We start from the raw sequence: 4528 nt of genomic DNA, 5'->3' as shown, positions 1-4528 counted from the left end.
GCCGCCCCGCCCGCCGGGGCCGCCGCCCGGCCGGCGCCCGAGCTGCGGCCCGCCGCCGCGCCGCCGACCTGAGGGAAGCACCGGCGCGGAACTATCCGGCCGCGTTCGAATTGGCGACCGGACGGGGCGCTCTCGCGTGCGATGCGGGCGTCCCACGACCGGAGAGGATCATGGCCCGTACCCCGAAGGCCGCCGCGGCGGCCCCCAAGACCACGCCGCGTTCCGAGGGCCGCGCCGCGCAGCCCAAGAGCGCCACGGCGGATGCCCGCGTGCGCGTCACGGCCGAGCGCCTCAACACGCCGACCGACCTCACGCCCGAGGCCTCGAAGCAGATCGCCGAAGGCTTGACCATTCTGCTGTCGGACTTCTTCGCGCTCTACCTGAAGACGAAGAACTTCCACTGGCATGTCAGCGGCCCGCACTTCCGCGACTACCACCTGATGCTCGACGAGCAGTCCGAGCAGATCTTCGCCGCGACCGACGACGTGGCCGAGCGCGCCCGGAAGATCGGCGGTACCACCCTGCGGTCCCTCGGCCAGGCGGCCCAGAAGTCCCGCATCACCGACAACAACGCCGATTACGTCGACCCGCTCGACATGCTGGCCGAGCTGCGCGACGACAACAAGGCCACGACGTCCCGCATGCGCGAGCTGCACGACCTGTGCGACGAGCACAGTGACGTCGCGACCGCGAGCCTCCTGGAGGAATGGATCGACCAGGCCGAGGAGCGCACCTGGTTCCTGTACGAGGCGAGCCGCCGCGGCGACGGCACCGGGCACTGAGGCCGGCCACGCGCGGGGCGTTGCCCCGGCGCCCACGCGGCGCCCGCCCGCCGGCACGGCCGCCGACGGCGGCGCCCGGGCGGGATCCCGCGGGCCGTGTCGGGACGCCGCCGCATGAGCCTCATCGCGGCGCACGTCAGGGACTTCCCGCATTCCGCCCTGGCGGAGTTCGCGGCGCACGCGCCCTGGGCGTTGACCGACGCCGCCGGCGCCGTCGTCCAGCGGCTCCTCGGACGCCTCGACGGCGCCTACCGGGTGTCGGGGAGTGTGGCGGTTCACGCCACCGCGACCATCGAGTCGGGCGCGACCCTGAAGGGGCCGGTCGTCGTCGGGCCGGGCTGCTTCGTGGCCGCGGGCGCCTACCTGCGGGGCGGCGCCTGGCTCGAAGCCGACTGCGTGGTCGGCCCGGGCGCCGAGCTGAAATCCTCGTTCGTGCTCGCCGGGACGACGCTCGCCCACTTCAACTTCGTGGGCGACAGCATCGTCGGGCAGGGCGTGAACCTGGAGGCCGGCGCGATCATCGCCAATTGCCGCAACGAGTGGCCCGGGGCGCCGGTCGCGTTCATCCATGAGGGCGAGCGGATCGAGACCGGGCTCGTCAAGTTCGGCGCGCTCGTGGGCGACCGGGTGCGGATCGGCGCCAACGCCGTGGTGGCGCCGGGCGCGATCCTGCCCGCCGGGACGGTGGTGCCGCGCCTGGCGCTGGTGGATCGCGGCGTCGCGCCCGGCCGGCCGGGGGAGGCCGGCCCGGCCTGAGGCTCAGGTGAGCTCGAACACCGGCACCCGGTCGCCGATGCCGCGCAGGCTGCACATCTGGGGCGAGGCCTCGACGCGCTGCGCGGCGAGGAGCCGGGCCGCGTCGCCGTGGCGGATGACCGCCTCCGTGGCGAAGATGCCATCGGCGGTGGCGAGCTGCTGGACGCGCGCGGCGATGTTCACAGTCTGCCCGAAGTAATCCTGCCGCTCGTTCAGGTTGACCGCGAGGCAGGGCCCCTCGTGGAGCCCGATCTTCAGGATCAGGTCCTCCGCGCTGCCGCGCGCGTTCAACCCCCGCATGGCCTCGCGCATCCGCAGCGCGGCGGAGAGGGCCCGGTGGGGCGTCGGGAAGGTCGCCATCACGGCGTCGCCGATGGTCTTGACGACGGCCCCGGCCTCGGAGGCGACGATCTCGTGCAGGATCTGGAAGTGGGCGCGCACGAGGTCGTAGGCGACGAGGTCGCCGACCCGCTCGTAGAGGGCGGTCGAGCCCTTCAGGTCGGTGAACAGGAAGGTGAGGCTCAGGACCTTCAGGCGCTGGTCCACGTCGAGCGTGTCGGTCCGGTAGACGTCCCGGAAGGTCTGGTTGCTGAGGAGCCGCTTGGCGGTCAGGAACGGGCGGCGCCGGCCGATGAGCCCGTTCAGGGCCTCGCCGGCGATGAAGACGCCCGGCAGCACCCGCGCGCCCGTGCGGTTGTCGAGCGACAGGCGCAGGGGCCCCGGGCGCAGGGTGGTGCGGCCGATGCCGGCCCGGATGCTGTCGAAGACGAGGGACAGCTCCTGGCGCTCCCGGGTCGGCTCACCCTCGACGGTCAGGAAATGGGCCGCGTGCGTCACCGGATCGAAGACGATGACCGGCTCGGCCGGGAGCTGGAGCGCCAGGATCATCCGCTCGCCGGCCTGCAGCTCGACGGTCTCCACGATGGCGGCCCGGGCCAGCTCGTCGAACACCCGCGCCTCCGGAAAGACGATGCCGGAGCCGAAGAAGATCTGGCGGTAATAGTCCCAGAAGCCGAGCCCGTCGGGGTCGTGCACGGCGATCCGGCGGACCCGCGGGCTGACCGTGAAGCTGACCTCCACCGTGTCGTCGAGGACAGGCTCGCTGTCGACCGCGCAGAAGGCGCAGTGATACGCCTCCCGGCGCACGCTCCTCAGGCTGGCATTCGCGTCGAGGACGCCGCCGCAGCTCGGGCAGAGGATGTTCCAGGACATCTCGAACAGGCCGAGGCGCGAGGCGTGCAGGAGGGCCGCCACCGTCGCCTCCTCGCCGAGGCCCCGGGCCTCCGCGAAGCTCACGGCGTTGAGGCGGGCCAGCTCCTCGTCGCGGCCGTGCCGGACCAGGTGCTCGACCGCGGCGGCCGCGTCGGGATCGGCCGATTGCCGCAGGACTCCGAAGAGGGCATCGCTGTCGTGCATCAGGGGAACATAGCACGAACCGAACGGGGGCGCACCCCGTTTTCGAGGGGGGCGCCCCGGCTTCCGGCGGACCCGGCCCGCACCCGAGCCTCGGCTCGCACCCGAGCCCCGGCCCGTACCCGAGCCCGGACCGGTCAGCCCGGATCCCGCCCGAGGCCCGCCAGGGCCTCGCCCTCGAGGCGGAAGAACACCTTGTCGGGCTTCGGGCTGCCCCCGAGGCTCCGGTAGAAGGCGAGGAGCCGGGCGTCGCCCGCGTCCGCCGTCCAGTCGACGCGCCCGAGCCCGCGGGCCGTCGCGGCGGCGGCCACGGCCCGCACGAGGGCGCGGCCGGCGCCGCCGCCGCGGTGGGCCGCCGCCACGAACAGCTCCTTCAGGAACAGCCCGCCCGCGAGGCCCGGGCCCGGATAGGTCGCCGAGAAGGCCGCGAAGCCCAGGAGCGCGTCGCCCGCCTCGGCCACCAGGATCTCGGCGCCCTCGGGGCGGCTCGCCAGGCCGGCCTCGATGGCCGGCCGCGGCGGGCAGGGCACGGCGTAATAGGCCTGCATCTCCTCGAACAGGGCGGCGAGGCGGGCGTGGTCGGCGGGCGCGGCGGCGCGGACGAGCATCCGGTGGCCTCCCTACAGGGCCGCCCGGCGCAGGTCCTGGAGCACGCCCGCGACGTAGCCGAGGAAGCGCGCCGCCGCGGCCCCGTCGATCACCCGGTGGTCCCAGGACAGGCTGAGCGGCAGGATCAGGCGCGGCTGGAAGACGGCGCCGTCCCAGACCGGCTCGATCCGGGAGCGGGCGGCGCCGAGGATCGCCACCTCGGGCGCGTTGATGATCGGCGTGAAGCCGTCGCCGCCGATCCCGCCGAGGGACGAGACGGAGAAGCAGCCCCCCTGCATCTCGGCGGGCGCGAGGGTGCCGGCCCGGGCCTTCTCGGCCAGCCCCCCCATCTCCTGCGCGATCTCCACGACGCCCTTGCGGTCGCAGTCGCGCACCACCGGCACCAGGAGGCCCTTCGGCGTGTCGACCGCGAAGCCGACATGGACGTAGTCCTTCAGGACCAGGTCGCCGCCGTCGAGCGAGGCGTTGAAGCGCGGAAACGCCCTGAGCGCCGCCGCCGACGCCTTGATCAGGAACGCCACCATGGTGACCTTGTGGGCCGGGGTGCGGGCGGCACCGTTGAGCGCCCTGCGGAACTCCTCCGTCTGCGTGACGTCGGCGTGGTCGAAGTTGGTGACGTGGGGAATCGTCAGCCAGTTGCGGCTGAGCGCCTGGCCGGAGATCTGCTGGATGCGCGAGGGCGCCTCCCGCCGCACCGGCCCGAACTTGCCGTAATCCACCTGCGGCCAGGCCGGCAGCCCGGCGCCGATTCCCGATGGGGCCGGGGCGGCCGCCGGGGCCGCCGGGGCCGGCGGCGCCGCGAGGCGCTCGCGGACGAAGCCCTGCACGTCCTCGCGCAGGATGCGGCCCTGCGGCCCGGTCGGCGGGATGCCGTCGAGGGCGACGCCGAGCTCGCGGGCGAAGGCCCGCACCGAGGGCGAGGCGTGCACGGCGCCGTCGGGCGCCGGCGCCAGCGCCGCGGCGGGTGC

The 4528-nt window shown here is 74.4% G+C and carries 5 protein-coding genes; 2 read left to right on the top strand and 3 right to left on the bottom strand.

What is annotated here, in order from left to right; genetic code table 11:
• Positions 1 to 170 precede the first annotated feature (170 nt).
• Both DT057_RS33995 and DT057_RS33990 read left to right on the top strand, forming a co-directional pair.
• Positions 171 to 782, top strand: a complete 612-nt coding sequence (locus DT057_RS33995; protein ID WP_128566417.1) for a Dps family protein — start codon at positions 171 to 173, stop codon at positions 780 to 782.
• Positions 783 to 896: 114 nt separating this feature from the next.
• Complete coding sequence (locus DT057_RS33990) at positions 897 to 1538, top strand: LbetaH domain-containing protein (protein ID WP_128566416.1); 642 nt, start codon at positions 897 to 899, stop codon at positions 1536 to 1538.
• A 3-nt stretch (positions 1539 to 1541) separates the two neighbouring features.
• Here the strand turns inward: DT057_RS33990 and DT057_RS33985 are convergent, their stop codons facing one another.
• From DT057_RS33985 to DT057_RS33975, 3 genes are all read right to left on the bottom strand, one after another.
• On the bottom strand, positions 1542 to 2954 hold the full coding sequence (locus DT057_RS33985; protein WP_128566415.1) for an adenylate/guanylate cyclase domain-containing protein: 1413 nt from the start codon (positions 2952 to 2954) through the stop codon (positions 1542 to 1544).
• Positions 2955 to 3088: 134 nt separating this feature from the next.
• The gene (locus DT057_RS33980; protein ID WP_128566414.1) at positions 3089 to 3559 is read right to left on the bottom strand and encodes a GNAT family N-acetyltransferase; all 471 of its coding nucleotides are present in this window, start codon (positions 3557 to 3559) and stop codon (positions 3089 to 3091) included.
• Between the two features lie 12 nt (positions 3560 to 3571).
• A partial coding sequence (locus tag DT057_RS33975; RefSeq protein ID WP_128566413.1) for a 2-oxo acid dehydrogenase subunit E2 occupies positions 3572 to 4528 on the bottom strand: 957 nt, incomplete at its 5' end.

Source organism: Methylobacterium crusticola (genome assembly GCF_003574465.1).
GTDB lineage: Bacteria > Pseudomonadota > Alphaproteobacteria > Rhizobiales > Beijerinckiaceae > Methylobacterium > Methylobacterium crusticola.
Note: the sequence above shows the minus strand (reverse complement) of the source record. Positions and strands in the feature narration are given on the sequence as shown.

What these genes read in the sequence shown, in the direction of transcription:
- DT057_RS33995 (WP_128566417.1), top strand. Translation starts at nt 171, where the DNA reads ATGGCCCGTACCCCGAAGGCCGCCGCGGCGGCCCCCAAGACCACGCCG.
- DT057_RS33990 (WP_128566416.1), top strand. Translation starts at nt 897, where the DNA reads ATGAGCCTCATCGCGGCGCACGTCAGGGACTTCCCGCATTCCGCCCTG.
- DT057_RS33985 (WP_128566415.1), bottom strand. Translation starts at nt 2,954, where the DNA reads ATGCACGACAGCGATGCCCTCTTCGGAGTCCTGCGGCAATCGGCCGAT.
- DT057_RS33980 (WP_128566414.1), bottom strand. Translation starts at nt 3,559, where the DNA reads ATGCTCGTCCGCGCCGCCGCGCCCGCCGACCACGCCCGCCTCGCCGCC.